Raw genomic sequence first — 26,534 nt, forward strand, 5'->3', positions numbered from 1 at the left:
TATAAAACGAGCATGTTAAAAAGTTTATCACCCAACGAAACGATTAATAACTAACAGTAGGTGACTTTAAAAAAACAATAATATAAACACATGAAAAAATATTCATACGTAGGCATTGCTTTTATTATATTAATATTTGGTATTTATGCTGTTCCAAAAATTGTTAACAGATTTAAAACACCTGAACTCGTAACAATTGGAAAAGTTCCAGATTTTAAATTTACAAATCAAGATGGAGAACAAATTTCAAACGCATTTTACAAAGACAAAGTGTATGTTATAGAATTCTTCTTTACCACCTGCCCTACTATTTGTCCAAAAATGAATGCCAATATGGTAAAACTCCAAAATGAATATTATGGAAATTCAGATTTTGGAATTGCTTCTTTTAGCATCAATCCAGAATATGATACTCCTGAAATTTTAAAAGAATACGCAAAATTACACGGAGCTACTTTAAAAAATTGGAACTTTTTAACAGGCGATAAAGAAACTATTTACAATCTTGCAAATAAAGGAATTGCCTTATATGCAGGTGAAAATAGTGAAGCCGAAGGTGGTTTTGAACATTCTGGAATGTTCGCTTTAATTGACAAACAAGGAAATATAAGATCTAGAATGGATAAATTTGGAAACCCAATTGCTTTTTACGATGGTTTAGAAGCTAAGAGTATTCAAATGATAAAAGAAGATATTGCAATTTTATTAAAAGAATAATGAGTACAGAAATTAAAAAATATAATAAATGGATTGTAATTTTATCTATTGCAATTCCTGTAGTTGTAGCAATTTTATTTGGTGTTAAAATAGATGCCGAATTACCAATATTTTTACCGCCAATTTACGCTAGTATAAACGCATTTACAGCTTTACTTTTAATTGTAGCAGTATGGGCAGTAAAAAATAAAAAAATAAAACTACATGAAAAATTAATGAAAACTGCTATTGCTTGCTCTGTGCTTTTTTTAGCAATGTACGTGGCCTATCATATGACTTCAGAATCTACTAAATTTGAAGGCGAAGGAGCTATAAAAACAGTTTATTTTATTATTTTATTTTCACATATATTACTTTCTATTGCTGTAATACCTTTTGTTCTTATTACTTATGTTAGAGCAATTACTAACAATATAGAACTTCATAAAAAAATAGCACGTATTACGTTTCCTTTATGGCTGTATGTTGCAATTACCGGAGTTATAGTGTATATTATGATAGCTCCATATTATTAAAAGAAGATTTTTAAATGAAAAAAATAAGCATTTTACTACTATTAATTCTGGCTTTTTTAAATAAAGCTAATGCACAATGCGCCATGTGTAAAGCCGTTGTAGAGAGCGGTGGTGACACATCTCAAGCAGAAGGATTAAATAGTGGTATCCTCTATCTAATGGCTTTTCCTTACCTTTTAGTTGGTGTGCTTTTATATTTTATTTTTAAATACAGACGAAAATTTAAACTTTAACACATCTATAAGTAACATAAATTGTAACAAATAATAAATTTAGTCGTCTTATAGTAGAATCAGCTAAACCGCATCAATTAGTAGTGTTCTAATTAATACTTCTATTCGGTTTAATTTATTATAATAAATTAAAAACTAATAAACGCTTTTAAATGAGAACTAAAATTATTACTATTCTAGTACTTGCATGCTTCTTTTCTACAAATGCACAAAACAAAAAATGGACTTTACAAGAGTGCATTAATTATGCCATAGAAAATAATATTTCTATAAAACAACAAGAATTAAGCAAAGCACTAATTAAAGAAGATATAACAACAGCAAAAGGAAGTTTTTTACCTTCATTAAGCGCTTCAGCCTCACAAAATTTCAACTTCGGATCTTACATCGATAATTATGGAGGACGAGTATCTAGAGATAGTCGTTCAAATAGTTTTGGAATAAGTTCGGGGGTAACACTTTATAATGGTAACATAAATAAAATAAACTTACTTCAAACTCAAAAAAGTTTAGAAGCAGCGGGCTTCGATTTAGAAGAAAACAAAAATAGTATTATGCTATTTGTGGTAAATTCTTACTTAAACGTACTATTAAATAAAGAAAGTATTGTAATTGCTGAAGATCAAATTTTAATTAGTAAAAGTCAAGTAGAAAAAACACAAGCTTTAGTGAATGCTGGAGAAGTACCAAGAGCAAATTTATTAGAAGCTGAAGCAACTTTAGCAACTAACGAGCAGCAATTAACTACAGCTCAAAACACCCTAGATTTAGCGCTTTTAAATTTAGCGCAATTACTACAAGTTTCTCATAAAGGTTTTGACATTGAAAGTGTAACTTTAAATATTGATTCTGCTTCTTTAGTTTATAATGATACGGATGCTATTTTTAACACAGCATTAGCTAGTTTACCTGAAATTAAAAGTGCAGAAATTGCTGTAGAAAACTCAGAATTATCTGTTGATAGAGCAAAAGCAGGTTTTTTACCTTCACTTTCTTTTGGTGCCGGAGTAGGAACATCATACCAACACAACCAAGGTTCTAAAGATGTGCGTGCTATTTTAGATGAAAATAACAACGTTGTTTATGTTCCTAATGGTTTTGGACAACAACTTGAAGACAATCTAGGATTTAACGCTGGTTTTTCTTTAAGTATTCCAATCTTTAATAAATTTCAAACAAAAACTGCTGTAGCAAAAGCTGAAATCAATCAACAAAGAACCGAATTAGCTTTATTAGATAAGCAAATTAAATTAAGAGAAACCATTGAGCAAGCCTATGCAGATGCAAAAGCAGCTTTAAATCAATATATTTCAGCTGAAAAAAGTTTATATGCTCAAAATGAATCTTTTAAAAATGCCCAAGAAAGTTATAATGCTGGAGTAATGACTTCTTTTGATTTTGACCAAGTAAGAAACAGGTTAGTTAGTGCACAATCATCCATGGCTAACGCTAAATACAACTTTGTATTTAGAACTAAATTATTAGAATATTACCTAGGCATTCCTATTGTTTTAAATTAACCAATTATAAAATAATCAATTTAACATCCAACTTTTTTAAGTTGGATGTTTTGTTTTATAGCACATTAATTATCTTTGCAACTAAATTTCTAAAAATTGGCATATCTCTTAAATATTGAAACAGCAACAAAAAACTGCTCGGTTAGTTTAGCTAAAGATGGAAAAACTATAGCTTTAAAAGAATTAAATGATGGTGGTTATTCTCACGCTGAAAAACTTCACGAATTTATTAAAGCAGTAATAGATGAAGCAAAAATATCTTTGTCTGATTTAAACGCTATAGCTGTTAGTAAAGGTCCGGGTTCTTATACCGGTTTGCGCATAGGAGTTTCTGCTGCAAAAGGACTTTGTTTTGCTTTAAACATTCCTCTTATTTCAATTAATACTTTACAATCTTTAGCTCAATCAATTCCTACAGACAAAGGTTATGTTATTCCTCTTTTAGATGCCAGAAGAATGGAAGTATACAGCGCTGTTTATAAACAAAATAACAACGTTAGAAGTGTACAAGCTGAAATTATTGACGAAACATCTTTTAATGAATATTTAAGCAAAGACACCGTTTATTTTTTAGGTGATGGTGCTGAAAAATGTAAAAATAGTATTCTCCATAAAAATGCAAATTTTATAGATAATAAGTTTCCTTCAGCAAATGAAATGTCGGCACTATCTTATATAAAATACAAAAAAAACGACATCGAAGATGTCGCTTATTTTGAACCTTTTTATTTAAAAGATTTTGTAGTTACAACAGCTAAAAAAAGGTTTAATTAGCTGCCTAAACTACAAATACTATAATTTATTATTTCTTAATTTCAACTTGATGAGGATAAGGAATCTCAATACCTGCTTTATCTAATTCAATTTTTGCAGCTTCCATAACATCAAAATGTACCGTCCAATAATCTTTAGTAGCAACCCAAGGTCTTACAATATAATTAACTGAACTATCAGCTAATTCAGACAATTTAATAGCTGGTGCAGGATCTTTTAGAACTTTAGGATGATCTAATAAAATTTTCATTAATACATCTTTAGTTTGTTTTATGTCTGCATCATAACTTACCCCAAAAGTTAAATCAACTCTGGCTATATCCTCTTCAGAATAGTTAATAATATCTCCATTAGATAAAGTACCGTTTGGTAAAATTATCAATCTATTTTGTGGTGAATTTAATTTAGTAACAAAAATTTGAATTTCTTTTACCGTACCCATATGCCCTTGTGCTTCAATGAAATCTCCAACTTTAAAAGGTTTAAATATCATTATTAAAGCTCCTCCAGCAAAATTAGCTAAAGAACCTTGTAAAGCTAAACCAACAGCTAAACCTGCGGCTCCTAATATTGCAATAAACGAAGTTGTTTCAACTCCAACTTGAGATATAGCTGTTATAAAAATTATTATTTTTAAGATCCAACCAATTAAATCTCCTAAAAATTTTTGAAGCGTAACATCTACACCCCTTTTATCCATAACTTTTCTAATAACTTTCACAACTTTTTTAACAAGCCATAAACCTATTATTAAAATTAATAATGCAACAATTACATTGCCTATGTTATTAGTTACAAAGTTAAGTACTAAGTCTAAATACTTTTGATAATCCATTATATTTATGATATTTAATTATTATTAAAAAATTCTAAAAATTGTAAGAAAAATAACCCTATAACCAGTTTTATCTTTCTAATTATATATGACACAAAAACACCTGTAATTGTCACACAAATATTATACAAAGTAAAAGAAAAGTAATATTTCTTCAAAATTATAACTCATTGATTTAATTATAAGTTTTAAAAATTAATTTTCAGCTTATTTAAAGCTTCTTCTACATTTTCTATTGGCAATTGACAAGTACCATCCACACATACATAAATTAAATTTTTAGTTTCAACAAACCTATTTTTCATTAATGGAATTGTACTGAGTTTAGAACTTCCTCCAATTAATTTATTTGGTATATAATGCTTATTTATTTCTGAAACTATATGTTCAGAAGCTTTACCTAAAACTGCTATTTGATAAAAATTACCTGAAAAATTACACATTAACTGTAACCAATTAGAATATCCTGATCCGTAATTATATATTTTATGCGCTATATTTTGAAGCATTTGCTTACTTATATCTAAAAAATAACTATTCGAAAAATAATAACTTAATTTAAACAGGTTATTTGCCATTATCGAGTTTGAAGCTGGCATAACATTGTCTTCAATTTCCATTTTACGTGTTATTAGTTCATTATCTTTATTAGAAGTAAAATAAAACATTTTTCTTTTTTCATCAAAAAAATGATCTAAGCAATAATCTACTAATTGCTTGGCTGTATTTAACCAAAGTTCTCCTGAAGTTGCTTCATATAAAGAAATATACGCATCAATTACAGTTGCATAATCTTCTAAAAAGCCATTTATAGTACTACTCCCATTTTTATAACTATGATTTAAACTACCGTCTTCTTGTAATTGTTTTGTGTAAATAAAGGTTGCATTTTTTATTGCTACTTCTAAAAAATGAGGCTCATTAAATACTTTATAAGCATCTATGTAACCTTTTAACATTAATGCATTCCATGAAGTTAACGATTTATCATCTAATCGAGGTCGTTCTTTTTTAGCACGTTCTTTTAATAAAACTTTTTTCCAAATTTTAACTTTGCTCTCTAATTCTAAAACTGAAATTGAATTCTTTTTAGCAATTTCTACATCATCATTTTTTCTAATTAACACATAATTATCATGCTCCCAAAAACCATAATAATTTACATTATAATATTCAGAAAACAGCTGAAAATCATTTTTTAAAATAGCTTCTAACTCTTGTTTTGTCCAAACGTAAAAAGCACCTTCTTCTAATTTTCCTTTTGAATTTACACTATCTGCATCTAATGAAGAATAAAAAGCTCCTTCATTATTTGTTAATTCATCTTCAACAAACTGAAGCGTTTCGTAGACTACGCTTTTATATAATTTATTTTTTGTGGCTTGGTAAGCTTCAGCATATAAACTTACTAACTGGCCATTGTCATACAGCATTTTTTCAAAATGTGGCACATGCCATTTTTTATCAACTGAATACCTAGAAAAACCTCCTCCAATTTGATCGTAAACACCACCATAAGCCATATTAGTTAACGAGGTATTTACATAGGTTAATATTTCAGAATTATTTGCTTGGATAGCGTAACGTAATAAAAAACTATAATTATTTGGCATTGGAAATTTGGGAGCTCCTCTTCTACCTCCTAAATCAAAATCCATATGCTGTTTCCATTCATCAATAACAGTTTCTAATTCTGAAACTGAAAATTCTTCTCTATTACTATTTAAGGAAATTAAATCTGTATTTTTTATGCCTTCTGTAAGTTTTACGGCATAATCTATTACTTGATTTGGCTTTTCTTTATACATTTTACTCAATTGACCTAAAGCTTGTATCCAATTTTCTTTTGAAACATACGTTGCTCCCCAAATTGGTCTTCCATCAGGCAGCGCTACACAATTAAGTGGCCAACCTCCACTACCAGTCATTAATTGAATTGCATTCATATAAACTTGATCAATATCTGGACGCTCTTCTCTATCAACTTTTATAGAGATAAAATGTTGGTTCATAACCGCTGCAACATCTTCATCTTCAAAGCATTCATGTTCCATAACATGACACCAGTGACAAGATGAGTAACCAATTGAAATAAGTAATAATTTATTTTCTTTTTTTGCAGAATCCAGAGCTGTAGCATTCCAAGCTTGCCAATTTACAGGGTTATGAGCATGTTGCAACAAATATGGACTTGTTTCACTTATTAAATTATTGGTAAATTTATGGGTATTCATAATTTTTAATATGACTTATTTTAATAAAAGAAGAGGTTGTTTAAAAAGTTAACTTTTTAAACAGCCTCTTTTTAGCTGATGAAATAATTATTTATTTTACTTCAAAAGTAATTTTTACATTTACTCTAAATTCTGAAACTTCATTATCATCAACCACAACACTTTGCGATTGTACAAAAGCAGATTTAATATGCTTTACACTTTTTGAAGCATGCGTAATTGCATTTTTAGTAGCATCTTCCCAACTTTTGTTAGAACTCGCCATTACTTCAATAACTTTCATTACTGCCATATTTTTCAGTTTTAAAATTAATAATACTTAAATATACGAAATATCCTTAAAACTAACAATCGTCACATTTTACCCTATTATAAATATTAACTTTGCACGTTTTAAAAATTTACGCATGAAATATATTGTTTCAATCTTATTTATTTTAATCAGTCTTAATTATACAAACGCCCAAACTAAGATTTTAAAAGATAATGGGGCATGGTTAACATTAACCAATAAAATTAAAATTTCTGAAAAAATTTCTATTAGCAACGTAACACAACAGCGCCGAGTTAATTTTTTAAAAAACACACAAGGCTTTTTGTATTCACCAAGTATTAATTATAAAATATCTAACAGAGTAACTGTTGGAGCCGGATTTATGCATTATAAATACTTTACTAACGGTGTTTCACATGCTTCTATTAATAAAGATGAATATAGATATTATCAGGATGTAACAGTAAATTCTATGCTTGGAAACTTTAAAATTAATAATCGTTTTAGATTTGAAGAACGTGTAATTGATTTAATTAACGCAAACGTAACTCCAAATGTAATTGATGGCTCTAAATATGTAAACAGATTTAGGTACAGAATACAAGCTACTACCAATTTAGTGAAATTAAAAAACAATACTTTTATTCTGGGAAAACTATCTAACGAAACTAGAATTCGTTTTGCTGGTGGAGGAATAAATGAACCCGATTTTGATCAAAATAATTTTGCCGCATTATTAGGTTGTAAATTACTTACAAACTCTACAGTATGGATAGGCTATGGAAGGTATTATTATAAAATAGATGCTTCTCACTATGTTTCTAATAATATTTTACACGTTAATTTAAGCTACAATTTTGATTTAACAAAAAAAGCTTAGTAAAGGTTATAATTCAAAAAAAAGCTATTTAAAAAGTTAAACTTTCGTCACCCGAATTTAATTCAAGTTTTCACAATAATTGTTTATTAATGTGATCTAACACCGAAACAAATTCAGTATAACAAGTTTGTTGCTTTTTAAATAGCTTTTATAATATAAGAACTGTACTAAGCCAATGCTTTTTCAATTCTGGTAACAGCTTCTCTTAAATTTTCTTCAGACGCTGCATACGAAATTCTTATACAATCTGGAGCTCCAAATGCTTCACCTGTTACAGTAGCAATATTAGCTTCTTCCAATAAAAACAGTGAAAAATCTGTTGCATTTTCAATTTTATGACCTTTTATTTCCTTACCAAAGAATGCAGAAACATCTGGAAAAATATAAAAAGCTCCACCTGGTATATTCAATTTAAAACCATCAATTTTACCTAATAAATCCAACACCATATCTCTACGCTTATGGAATTCATCAACCATATATTGAATTTTAGAAACAGGTGCATCTAACGCTGCAATTGTAGCGCGTTGAGCTATACAATTTGCTCCTGAAGTTATTTGACCTTGTAATTTATTACAAGCTCTAGCTATCCATTCTGGCGCTCCAATATATCCAATTCTCCATCCAGTCATAGCAAAAGCTTTTGCTACACCATTTACAGTAATTGTTCTATCGTACATACTTTCAATAGCTGCAAAACTAAACATAGTTTCACCATAGTTTATATGTTCATAAATCTCATCTGAAAGAATATAAATATTTGGATATTTTTCTAAAACAGCTGCCAATGCTCTATATTCAGCTTCACTATATATAGAACCACTTGGATTATTTGGTGAATTAAATAAAATTAACTTTGTTTTAGGTGTAATTGCTGCTTCTAATTGCTCAGGCGTAATTTTAAAATCTGTATCAACTGAAGAAGGAATTTCTTTATAAGTTGCTTCAGAAAAAATTGCTAATGCAGAATAACTAACCCAATATGGTGCTGGTAATAATACTTCATCACCTGGATTTAATAAAACTTGTAATGCATTTGCAATTGATTGTTTAGCTCCTGTTGAAACTACAACCTGACTTGGTTTATAATCTAATCCATTATCACGTTTAAATTTATTGATAATAGACTCTTTTAAATCTGCATAACCATCAACAGGGCTATAAGAGTTATAATTATCTTTTACAGCTTGAATTGCTGCATCTTTAATAAATTCAGGCGTATTAAAATCTGGCTCTCCTAAACTTAAGCTAATAATGTCTTTTCCTGCTGCCTTTAACTCTCTAGCTTTAGCTGCCATTGCTAAAGTTGCAGATACTGGTAAACTGTTAATTCTGTTTGATAATTGATTTTTCATATAAAATTATTTAAACGTGTGCTGGTTTTACACCCAATGTTTTTAGTTGATTAAAATGTTCTATTAGAGCTTTTCTAAATGTTTTATATTCATTATAAGGTAAATTAAACTCATTTGCGGTTTCCTTTACAATTTTAGCAATTTTTCCATAATGAATATGCGAAATATGTGGAAAAATATGATGTTCTACTTGATGATTAAGGCCTCCTGTATACCAAGATAAAAATTTATTTTTTGGCGCAAAATTTGAAGTGGTATATAATTGATGAATAGCCCAGGTATGCTCTAAATTTCCCTCTTTATCTGGCAATGGCATTTCGGTTTGAGGAACCACATGTGCTAACTGAAAAACAACACTTAATATCATTCCTGCCGTATAATGCATTACAAAAAATCCAATCAATACTTTCCACCAAGCTATATCTAAAACAGTTAATGGCAATACTATCCAAAGCAAATAATAAATTATTTTAGTAATTATTAAAATAGTCCATTCTTTAGCTGGATTTGGAAACTCTCCATAAGAAAGTTTACGCTTTAAATAACTACTCATTTGTTTAAAATCTGTAGTAATAGCCCAATTAATAGTTAGCAAACCATATAAAAATATGGAATAGTATTTTTGAAATTTATGCATTCTAAACCATTTTGAATGTTTAGAAAAACGAATAATTCTACCAGCATCTATATCTTCATCGTGCCCTTGAATGTTTGTAAATGTATGATGCAATACATTGTGCTGCACTTTCCAATTATAAACATTACCAGCTAAAATATACATACTGCTTCCCATTAATTTATTCACCCACTTTTTGCTTGAAAAAGATTCGTGATTACTATCGTGCATTACATTCATACCAACACCTGCCATACCAATTCCAATAACAACTGTTAATAAAAGTAACGCCCATTGTGGCATTTGTACAGTTAAAATTAACACCAATGGAACTAAAAATACAGAAAACATAATTATTGCTTTTGTATATAACTTCCAATTTCCGGTACGTTTAATTTTATTTTCTTTGAAATAAGAATTCACCCTTTTATTAAGGGTTCTAAAAAATTTAGCTTTATCATTACGAGAAAAGCTGATTGTTTTAATATTATTCATACTATATTTTATCTATCTAAAACGTATGTGCCAAAATTACACCATTTTAGGTATTTAAATTAATTTTTGGGAAAAATATAACAATTTTTGAAAAGATGTTAATTTAATTTTTGAAATAGTAAATTTACAGCCAATTATTTTACACAATTATGAAGACACTTTTAAATCATTTTCCTAACATTACTGAAACCCAAAAAAAACAATTTTCTAAACTAGAAGAATTGTACAAATTTTGGAATGCACAAATTAATGTAATCTCAAGAAAAGATATTGACGAACTATACACCAAACACGTATTACATTCTTTAGGTATTGCAAAAGTTCAAGCTTTTAAACCTGGAACAAAAGTATTAGATGTAGGCACAGGCGGTGGTTTTCCTGGTATTCCGTTAGCAATTCTATTTCCAGAAACTAGTTTTTATTTAGTTGATTCTATTGGAAAAAAAATAAAAGTTGTAAATGAAGTTGCAACTGCTTTAGACTTAAAAAATGTAAAAGCAGAACAGATTAGAGCCGAAAATGTAAAAGGTGAATTCGACTTTATTGTAAGCAGAGCGGTTACAAAAATGGATGATTTTGTAAAATGGACACGTAAAAAAATAGCAAAAAAACAACATCACGAAATTAAAAATGGCATTTTATATTTAAAAGGTGGTGATTTAACTGACGAATTGGCAAATTTCTCAAATGCAACCCTTTATAATTTAACCGACTATTTTGATGATGAATTTTTCGAAACAAAAAAAGTGGTACATATTCCGTTGAAGAAACGATAAATATGACATTTGTTATAATTTATAATTAAAATAAAAGATATTTTTGTCTTAAATTAAAATTATAATAGATATGAGTCAAGTTAAAGCATGTTTAGTTTGTAAAAAAACTGCTACAGAAATACCGGTAACAAAGTTTTATTATCAAGAGAATGAATTCTATATCTGCCCACAACATATGCCAACCATAATTCACAATCCACAAGAATTAATTGGTCTTTTAGATGGAGCTGAGGATTTTGAAGCAGTTTAGCTTACTTTCAAAATAAAAAAGACTGTCTAAAAAGTTTATAAACTCGTTAACCTGAAACAAGTTCGGGTTGACGAAAATTTCACTTTTTAGACAGCCTAATTATTCAATTAATTGTTGAATCTATTTTTTCTTAAATCTATCTGATAAATCTTTACCAAATTCTTTTAATTTTTCAACTGCACTTTCAACCTCTTTTTCAACAGTTTCAATTGTAGTTTCACCTAAAAACGGATATCTATAATCTGTTGGTGATACAAAGGTTTCTTTAATTGTACGGTTACTAACCCAGCGTAATAAGTTCCATACAGAACCAGCCTTATCATTAGTTCCAGAACCTCTAGCACCTCCAAAAGGTTGTTGTCCAACAACCGCTCCAGTTGGCTTATCATTAATATAGAAATTACCCGCTGCGTTTTCTAATTTATTAGTTGCTACATCTATAACATATCTGTCTCCACTAAATATAGCACCTGTTAAAGCAAACTCACTTGTTTTATCAACAACGTCTAAAATTTCTTCCCATTTTTCATCTTCATAAACATAAATGGTAATTATTGGTCCAAATAATTCAGTAGACATTGTTTTATATTGTGGATTTGTTGTAACAATTACAGTTGGCTCAATAAAATAACCAATACTATCGTCGTAACTTCCACCTACAATAATCTCCGCATCAGCATCAGCCTTAGCTTGATCTAAATAACTAGATAATTTTTTAAAAGCTCTATCGTCAATTACAGCGTTTATAAAGTTTGTTGTATCTTCTGGAGTTCCCATTTTAAAAGATTTTACATCTTCTATAACAGCTTCTTTAATTTCTGGCCATAAACTTTTTGGTAAATAAGCTCTTGAAGCTGCAGAACATTTTTGTCCTTGGTATTCAAAAGCACCTCTAGAAATTGCTGTTGCAACTTCTTGAGCATTTGAACTTGGGTGTGCCCAAATAAAATCTTTACCACCAGTTTCACCTACAATTCTTGGGTAGGTTTTATAGGTATTCATATTTTTTCCTATAGTTTCCCAAAAACTATTAAATACTGGTGTAGATCCTGTAAAGTGAACTCCTGAAAAATCAGGGCTATTTAACAATACATCTGTAATTGTTCCAGAATTTCCTGTAACCATATTTATAACACCATCAGGTAAACCAGCAGCTTTAAATAACTCCATAATTACTTGTGCAGAATATACTTGAGAACGTGCAGGTTTCCAAATAACTACATTCCCCATTAGTGCTGGAGCTGCAGGTAAATTACCAGCAATTGCAGTAAAATTGAATGGTGTAATTGCATATACAAAACCTTCTAACGGACGGTATTCCATTCTGTTCCAAATACCTGGTGAAGATACTGGTTGATTGCTATAAATCTCAGTCATAAATTCTACGTTAAAACGTAAAAAATCGATTAATTCACAGGCTGAATCTATTTCTGCTTGGTAAACATTTTTAGATTGCGCAATCATTGTTGCAGCATTCATTTTATAACGGAAAGGACCTGCTAATAAATCGGCAGCTTTTAAAAATATTGCTGCTCTGTGTTCCCAACTAGTAGCTGCCCACTTAACTCTTGCTTCTGCAGCTTTTTTAACTGCTAACTCAATATGTTCTTTGTCTGCTGTATGGTATTGTCCAACACAATGTTTATGGTCATGTGGTGGATGAATATCTACCGTATTTCCGGTTCTAAATTCTTTTCCTCCAATATAAAATGGAATATCCACTTTTTGGTTATACATCTTTCTGTAAGTTTCCAATAAAAGTCTACGCTCTGGAGAACCTGGAGCATAAGATTTTACTGGTTCATTTACCGCCTTTGGTACATTATAAAATCCTGAAGCCATATTAATATTATTTTATAAATTTTTACTTTAAATTTGCACACAAAGTTACAAAATAGTATTCACTTATTATTTTTGAAACTAATACTGATTAATCAAATTTTGATAGTATGTGCACCGTTACTTTTCTTCCATTAAAAAACAATGGTTTTATTTTTACTTCTAATAGAGATGAAACTCCACTTAGAAAAACCATTCCTCCTAAAAAATATGAAGAAAATGGAGTGGAATTAGTTTTTCCGAAGGATGAATTAGCTGGTGGTACTTGGATTGGCACAAGCTCTAATAACAGATTGGTTTGTGTTTTAAACGGCGCTTTTAAAAAACATAACAGAAAAGAAAGCTATAAAAAAAGCAGAGGAATTATTGCTAAAGATGTTTTAAAAGCTAATAATTTTGAAGAATATATTGAAAATTTAAATTTAAATGAAGTTGAACCATTTACCATGGTTATTGTTGATTGGAGCAACCCTAACTTAAGCTTATTTGAACTTGTTTGGGATGCAACTAAAAAGCATTTCAATAGATTAAAAAACGAACCTAAAATATGGTCTTCAGCTACATTGTATTCTGAATCTTCTAAAGAAACAAGGCAACAATGGTTTAAAACATGGGTTTCTGAAAGTAACTTTACTACATCAACTATTTTAAATTTTCATCATTCTGAAATTGGAGATAAAGAGCAATCTATTTTAATGAAACGACCAAATGTTGAAACTGTTAGCATAACTTCAATAAAAAAAGAACATCAGAATATTGATTTATTATATGAAGATGTAATTCATAATTTAATATACAAAACAAGTATTTAGTTTAATTATGAATGTTAGAAACCATTAACTGAAATGTTGGTATGTAAACTTTAAACATTTTTGAAGTTGAAAAATTAACCATACTATAATAACCTTTCATAGACCCAATAGGAGACGTTAAAAAACAATTAGAAGTATACGTATGAGATTCTCCTGGTTTAATAATTGGTTTTTTACCAATAACTCCAGATCCTTCCACAATTTCAGTATTATTTAACGAATCAAATATTTTCCAATGACGAGCCAATAATTGTACCGTTTCATTGCTTTGGTTTTCTATAGTAACCTGATAACTAAACGCATGATACAACCTATAATTTCGATAGTTTGTACCTTCAAAATTAGATTTGACAGAGATTTTTATACCATTTGTTACTTGTTGTACCATAACAACTTACTAAATTGATTTTATCCAAAGATACTAAATTTCTGAATTTAAATAAAGCCAGTTAATTGTTAAAGTTGTCTAAATAAAATCGGTTATTCCATTTTTTACTTAAAGAAAAGTTGAAATTTAATTCATTTTAGGGTCAGATCTAAGCACTCCAGTATTTGTATGTACATTTCCTACTTCCGTAATAACTGCACCCTCTGGTCCAGCCATTTGCCAATGTGGTGACTCTACTTTTTCTAATTTTGCAAAATCTCCTTCGTTAGCTTCAATAATATGATTTGTAGTTACTTTACCATTCCAATGTGCTTTTGGCACCACAACCTGAGGAAATTGATCTCTATTATTTTCTCCAACTCCTACTACATAACTTTTACCGTGTCTTATAAGCCAACCTTCCATTTTTGCAGGATTGCCATCTGCGGCAAAATGCATGTGTTCTCCTAACATTTGTCCGGGTAATAAAAATATATCCATCAACATATATTGATCTTCTTCATTATTTACAAACATAACAGAAGCCAATCCTAATTCCGCATAATTTCCTTTATTATAATCTGTAAGCCAAATTTGTTCTCTTAAACCATCAAAAATAGGGTAATTATGATATTCAAGCATTTCAATTAAAGCGTCTTTTGCTTTTTCTTCTAAGAAATTTCCTTCAGCATCATAAAATTGGTCATTTGTAAATTTTAATTCTTTTTTAATCTCTTGTTTTGAAACTTCTGCCTCAATAACTTCTACCTGTTTTTTTTCAGTTTTGTTAGTACAACTACTAAAAAGAATAACAATTATTAAAGAACACAATAGACTTATTTTTCTCATAAAATGAATTTTATTTTTTAAAAACTTAATAATCAATTTTTAACTAGCTTAGTATTACACAGCTAAAATTAAAGCGTAAAACTATTAAGATTAATCTAAATAAAACGCATTTTATTAAAAATATTTCATCGTTTTACAATATTTAACATTTTATTCACAATAAAAACATCAATTAATTAAATATTTTATTTCTATTAATTATTCATTTTTTCAGAATTTCCATTGCCAACTCCAATAACTCTAGTGTATCTACTTCCAAATTTATTGTAATACACTATAACAGTATAATCGTTCTCAGTTTGGTAAAAAGAGCCATCGATATCGCTATTATTTATAGTACCATCAGCAGTTTTAGTAACAAACTGATAGTTATAAAAACCTTGCTTTAATAATAAGGAAGTTTCATACAAACCATTTTCAGCATTATAGGTAAGTTTATTAGATTCATTTAATTGCCAATTATTAAAATTACCACTAACATAAACATCCTTACCTTCTAAATTCTCTAAAGAACTTAAAGAAAAATGCACCCAACTATAATCTGCTTCTGTATTATTGTCGTCTCCATTCAAAACCCGAACTACAAAATTTCCGTTAATATCTTCAAACAACGTATAAGGCTGATCTATTCTTTCTTCATTAGTATATAAATAAGTATGGTATAAATCTGTTCCTAATTCAACTCTTGCAATATTTAAGGTTGTATTTCTTATAGATTTTGTATCGAAATACAAAAACTCATTTCCTGCTAAAAAACTAGTTTCTTTATTGTATTTATATAATAATTGTGTACCTCTATAAAATTGCGGTTTTAAACCTTCAATTGCAGTTTGCCAATTATTATTCTGAATTACAACAGGCAAAATTTCTTCTTTTGGGTTGTTAATTCTTAAACTAGGATGATTTATTATAAACTCAACTGATTGATTGGTATCTATTGTAGAAATATCTCGGCTTTTATAAATTGTTACACCAACAGTTACTTGAGATTCGTAAACTACAAATTTGCGTTCAAAAACAACTTCATCGTAATCGTTTATAACATATATTTTATAATTACCAGAAATTTTTATTCGTGTATTTTCATTTGGAATTGTTAATGTATAATTTGTATAAGGCTGTAAGGTGTTAAAAGAGTTTTCGTAATCTCTAATTCTATCTTCTGCATAACCATCTATAAATTCCGAATCAGACAAATTAGAAGAATTCCAATTATAATCACAATGTTCTATTCTATATGTATAATCGTGTTCATCGGCATTTAAATCATCAAAAATTAATCGAATAGACTCACCAAGCCTAATAATTGGCGCATAATTATTTACTAAAGTAGGTTGAAAAATAATAGTTTTAATATGTTCCGCATCTTCAATTTTTTGTTGAGAATAATTTAGTTGAAACACAAAAATGGTAATAAGACAGGTATAAAATAACTTCAAAATTATTTGGTTTTAATAGTTTTTAACATCAAAAATTAAACCAAATATAAAATTGTAATCACAATTAAAACGATTTCGGACTGAAAACTTATTTACAAAAAGTAAAAAATTAGTTAAAATCGTTATAATAAAATTAAATATTCTTATTTTTGCACCGTTTTTAAAGACTATCTAAATAAACTCAAAATATGTCACAGGACATTCGAATTAAAAAAGGTTTGGATATTAAGCTAAAAGGTATTGCCGAAAAGGTTACCCAAAAAGCTAACCCTTGTAGTGTATATACACTAAAACCTGAAGATTTCCACAGTATCATTCCTAAATTATCTATTAAAGTTGGCGCTAAAGTAAAAGCAGGTGAAGCTGTTTTTTACAATAAAGCTAATGAAGATATGAAATTCCCATCGCCTGTAAGCGGTGAATTAATTGATATCATTCGTGGTGAAAAAAGAAAAATATTAGCAATTAAGATTGAAGCTAGTAATGTACAAGAATATGCAGATTTTGGCATAAAAGATCCCAAAGCTATGAAAGCTGATGAGATTAAAAGCCATTTATTAGCTGCTGGTTGTTGGCCATTTATTAAACAAAGACCTTATGATGTTATTGCAAATCCTGCAAATACACCTAAAGCAATTTTTGTTTCTGGTTACGCAAGTGCTCCTTTAGCTGCCGATTACGATTATGTATTGGCTGGTAAAGAAAAAGAGCTACAAGCTGCTATAACTGCTTTAAGCAAATTAACTCCAGGTACAGTACATGTATCCGTAGGTAAAAATGCTAATTCTCCTTTAACAGGCTTAAACAATTGTACATTGCATAAAGTTTCAGGACCACATCCTTCTGGAAATGTAGGTACTCAAATTGCAAAAATTGACCCTGTAAATAAAGGTGAAACAGTTTGGACAATTTCTCCTCAAGATTTAGTAATTATTGGAGAATTATTACTTACAGGAAAGTTTAATGCTGAAAGAACTATTGCTTTAGCAGGTTCTTCTGTTGAAGCTCCCAAATATTACACAACAATAATTGGAGCTACAATAAGTTCTGTTGTTGATAAAAAATTAGCGGGTACTAATAATAGAATTATTAGTGGAAATGTTTTAACTGGAAAAGCTACTGATACAAAAGGTTGCTTAGGTTATTACGATAACATTATCACTGTAATTCCTGAAGGTAACGATTATGAATTATTTGGTTGGAACAAACCAGTTTTCAATAAAATATCAGCCACAAGATCCTTAACATTTTCTTGGTTAAATCCTAAAAAGAAATACGACTTAAACACTAATACAAATGGAGAACACAGAGCATTTGTAGTTACAGGTCAATACGAAAAAGTATTTCCATTAGATATTTTTCCAATGCAAATTTTAAAAGCTTGTATGTATAAAGATCTTGATGAAATGGAAGCCTTAGGAATGTACGAAGTTGCTCCTGAAGATTTTGCTTTAACTGAGTTTGTTTGTATTTCTAAACAACCGCATCAAGAGATTATTAGAAAAGGCTTAGACTTAATGTTAAAAGAAATAGGATAAGGTTATGGGAATAAAAGAAAAATTACATAATTTCAGAGAAAAGAACAAGGACAAAAAATGGCTTCCAGCCTTTTCCGCTTTTCACACATTTTTATATACACCTAATGAAACAACACATTCAGGTGGGCACGTAAGAGCCGCAGACGATTTAAAAAGAACAATGAACATGGTTGTTTTAGCTATGATTCCTTGTTTAATTTTTGGAATGTTTAATACAGGATACCAACATTACCTAGCTTTTGGTGAAGCAGTTGATTTCTTATCTTGGGATGCATTTTTAGTTGGTTTAACTAAAATTCTTCCTTTAGTTATTGTATCATATGTTGTTGGTTTAGGAGTTGAATTTATTTTTGCCATTATTAAAGGACACGAAGTTGAAGAAGGTTACTTAGTAACTGGAATGCTTGTTCCACTAATTGTACCTGTAGATATACCGTTATGGATGCTTGCAGTTGCTGTTATTTTTGGTGTAGTAATTGGTAAAGAAGTTTTTGGAGGAACTGGTATGAATATACTAAACCCTGCATTAACAATACGTGCATTTTTATTCTTTGCCTATCCTACTTGGATGAGTGGAGATAAAGTTTGGGTACACGGAGCAACAGAAAGAGCGAACGATATTATTGGAGGAGCTAATTTAGATGCTGTCTCCGGAGAAACTATTTTAGGAAGCTTAGCTCAAGGTAACGAGTTAGCCTACTCTATTTCTGATATGTTCTTTGGTTTTATACCCGGTTCTGTTGGTGAAACATCTACCTTAATAATAATATTGGCTGGTTTATTTTTAATTTATACAAAAATAGCTAGCTGGAGAATTATGTTATCAGCAGTAGTTGGAGCTTTAGTAATGGGCTTATTATTTAATGGAGTAGTAAATGCAGAATTAATTACTAATGGTAGTAAATTCTACACACTAATGAGTACAGAATTCTGGCATCATTTATTAATTGGTGGATTTGCATTTGGTGTGGTATTTATGGCAACAGACCCTGTAACTGCTTCACAAACAAATAAAGGTAAATGGATTTATGGTTTCTTAATTGGATTTGTTTCAATTATGATTCGTGTATTTAACCCAGCATACCCTGAAGGTGTAATGTTAGCCATTTTATTAATGAATGTATTTGCGCCAACAATTGATCATTACGTTGTTCAAGGAAATGTAAAAAGAAGATTGAAACGTTTAAAAGCAAAAACAGCATAACAATGGCAAAAAATACTGATAGTAACGTATATACAGTTTTGTTCGCAACAGGAATGGTTCTTGTTGTAGGAACATTATTAGCGTTTTTAGCGTCGTCATTAAGTGATAAAATAGCTGAAAACAAAAGAATAGAAAAGCAACAAAACATATTATATGCTATGGGCATTAACAACAACGACGAAAGTAGCGTTGAGTTTGTATCTAAAAATATAGTTGGTGAAGAATTCAATAAATATATTACTAAACAATTAGTAATTGAAGGAACGGATGCAACTGAAGATAATAATGCTTATTTAATTGATATTAAAAAAGAAGAAGCTTTAGCAAAAGACAATAACTACCAAAGAAAATTACCTTTATTTATTGGAAACAAAGAAGGTAAAGAATTCTACATAGTACCTGTTAGAGGTAAAGGTTTATGGGATGCAATATGGGGTTATGTAGCTTTAGATAGTAAATTGGTAGTTCAAGGTGTATTTTTTGACCATGCCGGTGAAACTCCTGGTTTAGGTTCTAACATTAAAGAACGCTTCTTTATGGATGACTTTATTGGTGAACATATTTTAGATGGTGATACATTTAAAGGTATAACAGCTGCTAAAGGTAATGCAGACCCAAAAAATATAAACAAAACAGATTTTGAAGTAGATGCAATTGCAGGAGCAACTATTACAGGTGACGGTCTTTCAGCAATGTTGAAAAAAGACTTGAAAATGTATCTACCTTATTTAAAAACATTAAAGCAATAATTTATGGGACTTTTATCAAAAAAAGACGCAAAATTAATAACCGATCCATTAGCTGATAACAACCCTATTACTATTCAAGTTTTAGGTATATGTTCTGCATTAGCAATTACCGCAGAATTAAAAGCTTCAATTGTAATGGCTATAGCCGTTATGTTTGTATTAGGTTTAGGAAACGTAGTAATTTCGTTAATGCGAAATATAATTCCTTCAAAAATTAGAATTATTGTACAACTAATTGTAGTTGCTACTTTAGTAATTATAGTAGATTTAGTTTTAAAAGCTTTTGCTTACGAATTAAGTAAAACATTATCTGTTTTTGTAGGATTAATTATTACAAACTGTATTATTATGGGACGTTTTGAAGCTTTTGCTTTGGCTAACGGACCTTGGAGATCTTTCTTAGATGGGATTGGAAATTCATTAGGATATGGAATAATATTGGTTCTTGTAGGTTTCTTTAGAGAGCTTTTAGGTTCTGGAACTTTATTAGGATTTAAAGTATTAGGAGATTCTATTGAAAAAACAGGAGTATATGCTTATGGTTACGAAAATAACGGTTTTATGTTATTAGCACCAATGGCACTTATTACTGTAGGAATTATTATTTGGGTACAACGCTCAAGAAATGAATCATTAATTGAAGAAAATTAAAATTAGTATTCAGAAAACAACCACAGCTTAATTTAAGTTAAGGTTACTAAAACTGAAAACTAAAAACTAAAAAATATGGAACACATAGAATTAATTTTTAAGTCAATATTTGTTGATAACATGGTATTTGCAACATTCCTTGGAATGTGTTCGTACCTAGCAGTATCTAAAAAAGTTTCAACAGCAGTAGGATTAGGAGCAGCCGTTATATTTGTAATGGCAATTACAGTACCTTTAAACTGGTTGTTAGATAAATATATTTTACAAGATGGAGCATTAGCTTGGTTAGGTCCAGAATATGCATCTTACGATTTAAGTTTCTTATCTTTTATACTATTTATTGCTACCATTGCAACAATGGTACAATTAGTAGAAATAATTGTTGAGAAATTTTCTCCATCGTTATACAATTCATTAGGTATATTTTTACCATTAATTGCTGTAAACTGTGCTATTTTAGGAGGTTCATTATTTATGCAATCTCGTGAAATACAATCTATAGGTTTAGCATTTAATTACGGAATAAGTTCAGGAATTGGGTGGTTTTTAGCAATTTTAGCTATTGCTGCTATCCGAGAAAAAATTAGATATTCAAATGTGCCTGCACCACTTAGAGGTTTAGGAATTACATTTATTATAACAGGCTTAATGGCAATTGGATTTATGAGCTTTGGAGGAATGTTAACTGGAGGAGATGCTGAAGAAACTACAGAAAAAACTGCAGTAATTGAACCTTCACAAAAAAACACCCTAGAAGTTACAAAAGAAGAAGCTACTAATTTAGCTAAAAACGAAACAGAAATTAAAGAGTAATATGATGATATTAGCAATAAATACCTTAGGTACAATTGTAGCAACTGTAGTAGCTTTCTTAGTAATAACACTATTATTAGTTGCATTATTACTGTATGTAAAACAAAAACTATCGCCTTCTGGCCCAGTTAAAATAAAAATTAATGGTGAAAAAGAAATTGAAGTAGCTTCTGGAAGTTCTTTATTAACAACTTTAGGAAATGCTAAAATATTTTTACCATCTGCCTGTGGTGGTGGTGGAACTTGTATTCAATGTGAATGTCACGTAAACTCTGGAGGTGGTGAAGCATTACCAACAGAAACACCTCACTTCACTAGAAAAGAATTACAAGAAGGTGCGCGTTTAGCATGTCAAGTAAAAGTAAAACAGGATATGGATATTTCTATTCCTGAAGAAGTATTCGGAATCAAAAAATGGGAAGCAACAGTTGTTAGAAATTACAACGTAGCATCATTTATTAAAGAATTTGTTGTTGAAATACCTGAAGATATGGGTTACAAAGCAGGTGGATATATACAAATTGAAATTCCTGAATGTGAAGTAGACTTTAAAGATATAGATATTACAGCACACCCTGAAGAACATGAAACTCCAGACAAATTTCAAATTGAATGGGATAAGTTTGGTTTATGGGATTTAAAAATGAAAAATACTGAATTAGTAGAGCGTGCTTATTCAATGGCTTCTTATCCTGCTGAAGGAAGAGAAATTATGCTAAATGTACGTATTGCTACTCCGCCTTGGGATAGAGCAAAAAATGGATGGATGGCTGTTAATCCTGGTATAGCATCTTCATATATTTTCTCTCGTAAACCAGGAGATAAAGTTACTATTTCAGGTCCTTATGGTGAATTCTTCATCAATGATTCAGATGCTGAAATGTTATATGTTGGTGGTGGTGCTGGTATGGCTCCAATGCGTTCTCACTTATATCACCTATTCAAAACATTAAAAACTGGTAGAAAAGTTACTTATTGGTATGGTGGACGTTCTAAACGTGAGCTATTCTACTTAGAACACTTCTATGAATTAGAAAAAGAATTCCCTAACTTTAAATTCTATTTAGTATTGTCTGAACCTGCACCTGAAGATAATTGGGTAAATAAAAAAGATACAGACGACCCTAACGGAGATGGATTTACTGGATTTGTACATCAAGCGGTTATAGATGAATATTTATCTAAACACGAAGCTCCAGAAGATTTAGAATTATATTTCTGTGGACCTCCATTAATGAACAAAGCCGTTCAAAAAATGGGTGAAGACTTTGGTTTAGCCGATGAAAACATTCGATTTGATGACTTTGGTGGTTAATCGGACATAAAATGGAGTTCATAAAATTCCATAAAATATAAATTTAAAAATCCGATACTTTTGTATCGGATTTTTTATTGACAGCATATCTATAAACATTATTAAGAACAACTATTAATTTAAACGCCCTTATAATTATTATAATAAAAAATAGCAGTTAAATTAAGCCTTTTAAACAACTTTACTTTATAAGTATATTTATACCAATTTAAAAATGAATAGAGCCCTTACAGTTCAAGAACAGCACAATTTAGCTATGAATATAGTTGGAAAAGATTTAGAAAAACGAGGTTTTGAATTCTTAGCGGTAAACAGCTTATTAAAAAGAAATCCACAGTTTGTTTGTATCGATAAAAATAATCAGCGTTATTTTGTTATTATAAAAGTAGCACAAATAACAGAAAAACCTATTACATATAATGTTATTTGGATGGAGACCTTTAAACAACACGCTATAAAAAACAATGCAAAAATATTATTTGCAGGAGTTGGATTGGGTTCAAAAAAAGATGGTAGTAAACCTCCTATTTTAAACGACGAGTACTTATTACAATATGATGGAATTGAGTACTTAGATACAGCTTTAAATTAATTAAAATAAATGTTAATGCATAAAAAAACACGCCAAAAGGCGTGTTTTTTATTGGGTTAATAAATATTTTCTTAGTTTACTTTTTGCTCTAAAAGATCAAAAAATTGTTCTAATTGTGGCATTAATACAATACGAGTTCTTCTGTTTCTAGCTCTACCTTCTACAGTATCGTTAGTAGCTAAAGGTTTATACTCACTTCTACCAGCAGCAATTAAACGCTCAGGCACAATATTAAAGTCATTTTGAAGCACTCTAATAACAGAAGTTGCACGTTTTACACTTAAATCCCAGTTATCTTTAATACCTGCAGTACTAATTGGTTTATTATCAGTGTAACCTTCAACCATAACTTCTAAATCTTTTTGAGCAGAAATTACATCAGCAACTTTACCTAACACTCTTTTAGCATCAGAAGAGATAGTTGCACTTCCACTTTTAAATAATAATTTATCAGCTATTGAAATATAAACAACAGTTTTTTCAACATCAACTTGAATATCTTCATCAGCAAAACCATCTTTTAACACACTTTTTAATTGGAAACCTAAAGCTAAATTAATTGAATCTTTACGAGTCATAGCTTTTTGTACATGTTGAATGTACTCATCTTTTTTCCCCATTTGTGCTAACGTTTCTTTGATATTATCAGATGCAGATTTTGATAATACTGTTAAATTGTCAACATATTCCAATGTTTTTTCTTTGTCACTTCTTAAATCTTCAACTTGTTGTTCTAAAGAAGCAACTCTACTTTCACTTTCAATTCTACATTTCATTAAATCAGCTTTTGTATCAACTAATTCTTTGTCTTTAGAATTGAAACTACTCTCTAATTCGGTATATTTTTTCTTAGATACACACGAACTTAACACTACTGATATTACTAATACCAATACAAAACTTTTTTTCATAATTTACACGGTTTTAAAACTCAAAGTTAAAAAAAATAAAATATACTCTAGCATAATTTTGTATATTTTAAGAGGAATTTAAGAGTTTTTATACGTTATATTTGCACAAATAAACTTCAGTCTTTTTTGTATGAAAAATTATTTATTAATTATTGGTTTTTTATTTTTTATTGCTTGTAAAGAAAACACACTAAAATTAAAAACATTTCAGGGAAATGCCATTGGCACCTCATATTCTATAAAATATGTTGCTTCAAAAAACGCAAATTTTGAATTAAAAATTGATAGTATTATCAACATAGTAAATAAATCAACCTCAACGTATATTCCAAGTTCAGATATTTCTAAAATAAACCATGGAGATACCACCATAATAGTAGATGCTATTTTTGAAGAAGTATTCAAAAAATCTGAAAAAATATACCATGAAACAGCTGGTGATTTTGATCCTACAGTAGGTGCTTTGGTAAATGCTTGGGGATTCGGTCCAGAAAAAAAGATAAACAACCTAGATTCACTTAAAATAGATTCTTTATTAAAGTATGTAGGATTTGACAAAGTAAAACTCACAAATAAAAGAGTAAAAAAACTATATCCAGAAATTTATTTTGATTTTAACGCCATAGGTAAAGGTTATTTAGTAGATATGGTTGCACGTGAATTTGAAGCCGCAAATATTAAAAATTATATGGTTGAAATTGGTGGAGAAATTAGGGTTAGAGGTAAAAATCAACATAATGAATTTTGGAAAATTGCTATTGAAAACCCAAATGAAGATGGATCACGATCATTTGCTAAGGTTATTCAACTAAAAGATGAAGCAATGGCAACTTCGGGTAATTATAGAAAATATAGAATTGCTAAAAATGGTAAAAAATATGTACACACTATTAATGCAAAAACAGGTTATGCTAGCGAAAGCAATTTATTAAGCGCATCTGTTATTGCTAAAACTGATTGTGCAGATGTTGATGGCTATGCAACAGCTTTTATGGCTATGGGTTTAGAAAAATCAAAAGTGTTTCTAGAAAAACATACAGAATTAAAAGCTTTTTTAATTTACACTGATAAAAACCATGAAATTAAAACATTTAGTTCCAAAAATTTTGATAATTAAAAAATCAGAGACATATACAAATACTGTAACAACATAAAATTTGACCAATAAATTTTAGTTTATACTTGTTCTTTACTACAAACTGGTAAAATTTCTCCTTTTACCAAACAATATTTTGTAATTAATTCTGGTGAAATTGTTTTAGAATAGTCAACCTCTTCAACACTAAAACCAGAAGCTCTTAAACGCTCAAAATAATCTCTCCCATAAACACGCACATGGTCGTATTGGCCAAAATGCTTCGTGCGCTCTTCGGGTGAGGTTATTGAAAAGTCCTCATAGGTTTCAGCTAAATTTAAATCTTGTGGAATTTGAAAAATTCCTAATCCTCCAGGTTTTAAAACTCTATATAATTCACTCATTGCCTTTGCATCATCTGGAATGTGCTCTAATACATGATTGCAAAAAACAACATCAAAAGTATTTGCTTCAAAAGGTAAGTCGCAAATATCTGCTTTTACATCTGCAATAGGAGAATATAAATCGGCAGTAATATAATCTAAATTGACTTGTTTTTTAAAACGTTTTAAAAAGCATTGTTCTGGTGCAATATGCAATACCTTTTTAGGTTGTGTAAAAAAATCAGTTTCATTTCTTAAATACAACCACAATAATCTATGTCTCTCTAAAGAAAGTGTGCTTGGAGAAAGCGCATTTAAACGCTGTTCTCCATAACCATAAGGTAACATTTTCCTAAAACTTTTACCATCAATAGGATCTGTATAATTACCACCTTTTAAATAAATTGCAACCAATGGAGCCACCCAATAACTAACTTTTATTAGTATTGGACGTGGAACAGCATTCAAAAAAAACTTAAAAAGCTTCGTTAACATGTAGTTTGCCTATTTTTACCCTTTATTT

General features: G+C 29.6%; 28 protein-coding genes. 17 read left to right on the top strand and 11 right to left on the bottom strand.

Features of this window, described 5'->3' with window-relative positions; genetic code table 11:
• The first annotated feature begins 90 nt into the window (after positions 1-90).
• The 5 genes from MHL31_RS09125 (at position 91) to tsaB (ending at position 3,759) form a co-directional block, all read left to right on the top strand.
• Positions 91-717 (top strand): SCO family protein, encoded by a 627-nt coding sequence (locus MHL31_RS09125; protein ID WP_240225643.1) that lies wholly within the window; start codon positions 91-93, stop codon positions 715-717.
• Complete coding sequence (locus MHL31_RS09130; RefSeq protein WP_240225644.1) at positions 717-1,232, top strand: DUF420 domain-containing protein; 516 nt, start codon at positions 717-719, stop codon at positions 1,230-1,232. The genes MHL31_RS09125 and MHL31_RS09130 overlap by 1 nt, the downstream gene beginning before the upstream one ends.
• Positions 1,233-1,246: 14 nt before the next feature.
• The gene (locus MHL31_RS09135) at positions 1,247-1,465 is read left to right on the top strand and encodes a hypothetical protein (protein ID WP_240225645.1); all 219 of its coding nucleotides are present in this window, start codon (positions 1,247-1,249) and stop codon (positions 1,463-1,465) included.
• A gap of 152 nt (positions 1,466-1,617) precedes the next feature.
• Entirely contained in the window at positions 1,618-2,985 is a 1,368-nt protein-coding gene (locus tag MHL31_RS09140; protein WP_240225646.1) for a TolC family protein, read from the top strand.
• A 96-nt stretch (positions 2,986-3,081) separates the two neighbouring features.
• A complete protein-coding gene (gene tsaB / locus MHL31_RS09145) occupies positions 3,082-3,759 on the top strand; it encodes a tRNA (adenosine(37)-N6)-threonylcarbamoyltransferase complex dimerization subunit type 1 TsaB (protein ID WP_240225647.1) in 678 nt (225 codons plus the stop codon).
• Between the two features lie 28 nt (positions 3,760-3,787).
• On the opposite strand, the gene MHL31_RS09150 is transcribed toward tsaB, so the two are convergent.
• From MHL31_RS09150 to MHL31_RS09160, 3 genes are all read right to left on the bottom strand, one after another.
• Complete coding sequence (locus tag MHL31_RS09150) at positions 3,788-4,594, bottom strand: mechanosensitive ion channel family protein (protein WP_240225648.1); 807 nt, start codon at positions 4,592-4,594, stop codon at positions 3,788-3,790.
• A 188-nt stretch (positions 4,595-4,782) separates the two neighbouring features.
• Positions 4,783-6,828, bottom strand: coding sequence for a thioredoxin domain-containing protein (locus tag MHL31_RS09155; RefSeq protein ID WP_240225649.1), 2,046 nt, complete (start codon positions 6,826-6,828; stop codon positions 4,783-4,785).
• 91 nt (positions 6,829-6,919) lie between these two features.
• Entirely contained in the window at positions 6,920-7,120 is a 201-nt protein-coding gene (locus MHL31_RS09160; RefSeq protein ID WP_240225650.1) for a dodecin family protein, read from the bottom strand.
• A gap of 115 nt (positions 7,121-7,235) precedes the next feature.
• Between MHL31_RS09160 and MHL31_RS09165 the strand changes: the two genes are divergently transcribed.
• Positions 7,236-7,982: a DUF2490 domain-containing protein gene (locus MHL31_RS09165; protein ID WP_240225651.1), complete on the top strand. Its 747-nt coding sequence runs from the start codon at positions 7,236-7,238 to the stop codon at positions 7,980-7,982.
• A gap of 167 nt (positions 7,983-8,149) precedes the next feature.
• On the opposite strand, the gene MHL31_RS09170 is transcribed toward MHL31_RS09165, so the two are convergent.
• Positions 8,150-9,337, bottom strand: coding sequence for a pyridoxal phosphate-dependent aminotransferase (locus MHL31_RS09170; RefSeq protein WP_240225652.1), 1,188 nt, complete (start codon positions 9,335-9,337; stop codon positions 8,150-8,152).
• A gap of 10 nt (positions 9,338-9,347) precedes the next feature.
• Positions 9,348-10,448: an acyl-CoA desaturase gene (locus tag MHL31_RS09175; RefSeq protein ID WP_240225653.1), complete on the bottom strand. Its 1,101-nt coding sequence runs from the start codon at positions 10,446-10,448 to the stop codon at positions 9,348-9,350.
• Between the two features lie 149 nt (positions 10,449-10,597).
• On the opposite strand from MHL31_RS09175, the gene rsmG reads away from it, so the two are divergent.
• Both rsmG and MHL31_RS09185 read left to right on the top strand, forming a co-directional pair.
• Positions 10,598-11,224 carry a 16S rRNA (guanine(527)-N(7))-methyltransferase RsmG gene (gene rsmG, locus MHL31_RS09180; RefSeq protein WP_240225654.1) on the top strand — a complete coding sequence of 209 codons (627 nt, stop codon included), beginning with the start codon at positions 10,598-10,600 and terminating at the stop codon, positions 11,222-11,224.
• 70 nt (positions 11,225-11,294) lie between these two features.
• A complete protein-coding gene (locus MHL31_RS09185; protein WP_240225655.1) occupies positions 11,295-11,474 on the top strand; it encodes a hypothetical protein in 180 nt (59 codons plus the stop codon).
• A 120-nt stretch (positions 11,475-11,594) separates the two neighbouring features.
• On the opposite strand, the gene pruA is transcribed toward MHL31_RS09185, so the two are convergent.
• On the bottom strand, positions 11,595-13,316 hold the full coding sequence (gene pruA / locus MHL31_RS09190) for an L-glutamate gamma-semialdehyde dehydrogenase (RefSeq protein WP_240225656.1): 1,722 nt from the start codon (positions 13,314-13,316) through the stop codon (positions 11,595-11,597).
• Positions 13,317-13,423: 107 nt separating this feature from the next.
• On the opposite strand from pruA, the gene MHL31_RS09195 reads away from it, so the two are divergent.
• Complete coding sequence (locus tag MHL31_RS09195; protein ID WP_240225657.1) at positions 13,424-14,125, top strand: NRDE family protein; 702 nt, start codon at positions 13,424-13,426, stop codon at positions 14,123-14,125.
• A gap of 1 nt (position 14,126) precedes the next feature.
• Here the strand turns inward: MHL31_RS09195 and apaG are convergent, their stop codons facing one another.
• The 3 genes from apaG to MHL31_RS09210 form a co-directional block, all read right to left on the bottom strand.
• Positions 14,127-14,513, bottom strand: coding sequence for a Co2+/Mg2+ efflux protein ApaG (apaG, locus tag MHL31_RS09200; RefSeq protein ID WP_240225658.1), 387 nt, complete (start codon positions 14,511-14,513; stop codon positions 14,127-14,129).
• Between the two features lie 126 nt (positions 14,514-14,639).
• On the bottom strand, positions 14,640-15,341 hold the full coding sequence (locus MHL31_RS09205; protein WP_240225659.1) for a hypothetical protein: 702 nt from the start codon (positions 15,339-15,341) through the stop codon (positions 14,640-14,642).
• A 194-nt stretch (positions 15,342-15,535) separates the two neighbouring features.
• Positions 15,536-16,780: a type IX secretion system plug protein domain-containing protein gene (locus MHL31_RS09210; RefSeq protein WP_240225660.1), complete on the bottom strand. Its 1,245-nt coding sequence runs from the start codon at positions 16,778-16,780 to the stop codon at positions 15,536-15,538.
• A gap of 188 nt (positions 16,781-16,968) precedes the next feature.
• On the opposite strand from MHL31_RS09210, the gene MHL31_RS09215 reads away from it, so the two are divergent.
• The 7 genes from MHL31_RS09215 (at position 16,969) to MHL31_RS09245 (ending at position 23,642) form a co-directional block, all read left to right on the top strand.
• The gene (locus MHL31_RS09215; protein WP_240225661.1) at positions 16,969-18,318 is read left to right on the top strand and encodes a Na(+)-translocating NADH-quinone reductase subunit A; all 1,350 of its coding nucleotides are present in this window, start codon (positions 16,969-16,971) and stop codon (positions 18,316-18,318) included.
• 4 nt (positions 18,319-18,322) lie between these two features.
• Complete coding sequence (locus tag MHL31_RS09220) at positions 18,323-19,522, top strand: NADH:ubiquinone reductase (Na(+)-transporting) subunit B (protein ID WP_240225662.1); 1,200 nt, start codon at positions 18,323-18,325, stop codon at positions 19,520-19,522.
• Between the two features lie 2 nt (positions 19,523-19,524).
• A complete protein-coding gene (locus MHL31_RS09225) occupies positions 19,525-20,271 on the top strand; it encodes a Na(+)-translocating NADH-quinone reductase subunit C (protein WP_240225663.1) in 747 nt (248 codons plus the stop codon).
• Between the two features lie 3 nt (positions 20,272-20,274).
• Positions 20,275-20,922 (top strand): NADH:ubiquinone reductase (Na(+)-transporting) subunit D, encoded by a 648-nt coding sequence (locus MHL31_RS09230; protein ID WP_240225664.1) that lies wholly within the window; start codon positions 20,275-20,277, stop codon positions 20,920-20,922.
• A 75-nt stretch (positions 20,923-20,997) separates the two neighbouring features.
• Positions 20,998-21,735, top strand: a complete 738-nt coding sequence (gene nqrE, locus MHL31_RS09235) for an NADH:ubiquinone reductase (Na(+)-transporting) subunit E (RefSeq protein ID WP_240225665.1) — start codon at positions 20,998-21,000, stop codon at positions 21,733-21,735.
• Between the two features lie 4 nt (positions 21,736-21,739).
• On the top strand, positions 21,740-23,050 hold the full coding sequence (gene nqrF, locus MHL31_RS09240; RefSeq protein WP_240225666.1) for an NADH:ubiquinone reductase (Na(+)-transporting) subunit F: 1,311 nt from the start codon (positions 21,740-21,742) through the stop codon (positions 23,048-23,050).
• A 214-nt stretch (positions 23,051-23,264) separates the two neighbouring features.
• Positions 23,265-23,642 (top strand): Na(+)-translocating NADH-quinone reductase subunit F, encoded by a 378-nt coding sequence (locus MHL31_RS09245; protein ID WP_240225667.1) that lies wholly within the window; start codon positions 23,265-23,267, stop codon positions 23,640-23,642.
• Positions 23,643-23,713: 71 nt separating this feature from the next.
• On the opposite strand, the gene MHL31_RS09250 is transcribed toward MHL31_RS09245, so the two are convergent.
• Positions 23,714-24,553, bottom strand: a complete 840-nt coding sequence (locus tag MHL31_RS09250) for an OmpA family protein (protein ID WP_240225668.1) — start codon at positions 24,551-24,553, stop codon at positions 23,714-23,716.
• Positions 24,554-24,683: 130 nt separating this feature from the next.
• On the opposite strand from MHL31_RS09250, the gene MHL31_RS09255 reads away from it, so the two are divergent.
• Positions 24,684-25,670, top strand: a complete 987-nt coding sequence (locus MHL31_RS09255) for an FAD:protein FMN transferase (RefSeq protein ID WP_240225669.1) — start codon at positions 24,684-24,686, stop codon at positions 25,668-25,670.
• A gap of 59 nt (positions 25,671-25,729) precedes the next feature.
• On the opposite strand, the gene MHL31_RS09260 is transcribed toward MHL31_RS09255, so the two are convergent.
• Complete coding sequence (locus MHL31_RS09260; RefSeq protein WP_240225670.1) at positions 25,730-26,506, bottom strand: class I SAM-dependent methyltransferase; 777 nt, start codon at positions 26,504-26,506, stop codon at positions 25,730-25,732.
• Between the last annotated feature and the right edge of the window lie 28 nt (positions 26,507-26,534).

It is taken from the genome of Lutibacter sp. A80, assembly GCF_022429645.1.
Taxonomy (GTDB): Bacteria; Bacteroidota; Bacteroidia; order Flavobacteriales; family Flavobacteriaceae; genus Lutibacter.

Coding starts and splice junctions, on each gene's coding strand:
- MHL31_RS09255 (WP_240225669.1), top strand. CDS start 24,684: ATGAAAAATTATTTATTAATTATTGGTTTTTTATTTTTTATTGCTTGT.
- apaG (WP_240225658.1), bottom strand. CDS start 14,513: ATGGTACAACAAGTAACAAATGGTATAAAAATCTCTGTCAAATCTAAT.
- pruA (WP_240225656.1), bottom strand. CDS start 13,316: ATGGCTTCAGGATTTTATAATGTACCAAAGGCGGTAAATGAACCAGTA.
- MHL31_RS09220 (WP_240225662.1), top strand. CDS start 18,323: ATGGGAATAAAAGAAAAATTACATAATTTCAGAGAAAAGAACAAGGAC.
- nqrF (WP_240225666.1), top strand. CDS start 21,740: ATGATATTAGCAATAAATACCTTAGGTACAATTGTAGCAACTGTAGTA.
- MHL31_RS09175 (WP_240225653.1), bottom strand. CDS start 10,448: ATGAATAATATTAAAACAATCAGCTTTTCTCGTAATGATAAAGCTAAA.
- MHL31_RS09230 (WP_240225664.1), top strand. CDS start 20,275: ATGGGACTTTTATCAAAAAAAGACGCAAAATTAATAACCGATCCATTA.
- MHL31_RS09155 (WP_240225649.1), bottom strand. CDS start 6,828: ATGAATACCCATAAATTTACCAATAATTTAATAAGTGAAACAAGTCCA.
- MHL31_RS09260 (WP_240225670.1), bottom strand. CDS start 26,506: ATGTTAACGAAGCTTTTTAAGTTTTTTTTGAATGCTGTTCCACGTCCA.
- MHL31_RS09205 (WP_240225659.1), bottom strand. CDS start 15,341: ATGAGAAAAATAAGTCTATTGTGTTCTTTAATAATTGTTATTCTTTTT.
- MHL31_RS09245 (WP_240225667.1), top strand. CDS start 23,265: ATGAATAGAGCCCTTACAGTTCAAGAACAGCACAATTTAGCTATGAAT.
- nqrE (WP_240225665.1), top strand. CDS start 20,998: ATGGAACACATAGAATTAATTTTTAAGTCAATATTTGTTGATAACATG.
- MHL31_RS09195 (WP_240225657.1), top strand. CDS start 13,424: ATGTGCACCGTTACTTTTCTTCCATTAAAAAACAATGGTTTTATTTTT.
- MHL31_RS09165 (WP_240225651.1), top strand. CDS start 7,236: ATGAAATATATTGTTTCAATCTTATTTATTTTAATCAGTCTTAATTAT.
- MHL31_RS09160 (WP_240225650.1), bottom strand. CDS start 7,120: ATGGCAGTAATGAAAGTTATTGAAGTAATGGCGAGTTCTAACAAAAGT.
- MHL31_RS09215 (WP_240225661.1), top strand. CDS start 16,969: ATGTCACAGGACATTCGAATTAAAAAAGGTTTGGATATTAAGCTAAAA.
- MHL31_RS09225 (WP_240225663.1), top strand. CDS start 19,525: ATGGCAAAAAATACTGATAGTAACGTATATACAGTTTTGTTCGCAACA.
- MHL31_RS09140 (WP_240225646.1), top strand. CDS start 1,618: ATGAGAACTAAAATTATTACTATTCTAGTACTTGCATGCTTCTTTTCT.
- MHL31_RS09135 (WP_240225645.1), top strand. CDS start 1,247: ATGAAAAAAATAAGCATTTTACTACTATTAATTCTGGCTTTTTTAAAT.
- MHL31_RS09185 (WP_240225655.1), top strand. CDS start 11,295: ATGAGTCAAGTTAAAGCATGTTTAGTTTGTAAAAAAACTGCTACAGAA.
- MHL31_RS09250 (WP_240225668.1), bottom strand. CDS start 24,553: ATGAAAAAAAGTTTTGTATTGGTATTAGTAATATCAGTAGTGTTAAGT.
- MHL31_RS09170 (WP_240225652.1), bottom strand. CDS start 9,337: ATGAAAAATCAATTATCAAACAGAATTAACAGTTTACCAGTATCTGCA.
- MHL31_RS09150 (WP_240225648.1), bottom strand. CDS start 4,594: ATGGATTATCAAAAGTATTTAGACTTAGTACTTAACTTTGTAACTAAT.
- MHL31_RS09130 (WP_240225644.1), top strand. CDS start 717: ATGAGTACAGAAATTAAAAAATATAATAAATGGATTGTAATTTTATCT.
- MHL31_RS09125 (WP_240225643.1), top strand. CDS start 91: ATGAAAAAATATTCATACGTAGGCATTGCTTTTATTATATTAATATTT.
- rsmG (WP_240225654.1), top strand. CDS start 10,598: ATGAAGACACTTTTAAATCATTTTCCTAACATTACTGAAACCCAAAAA.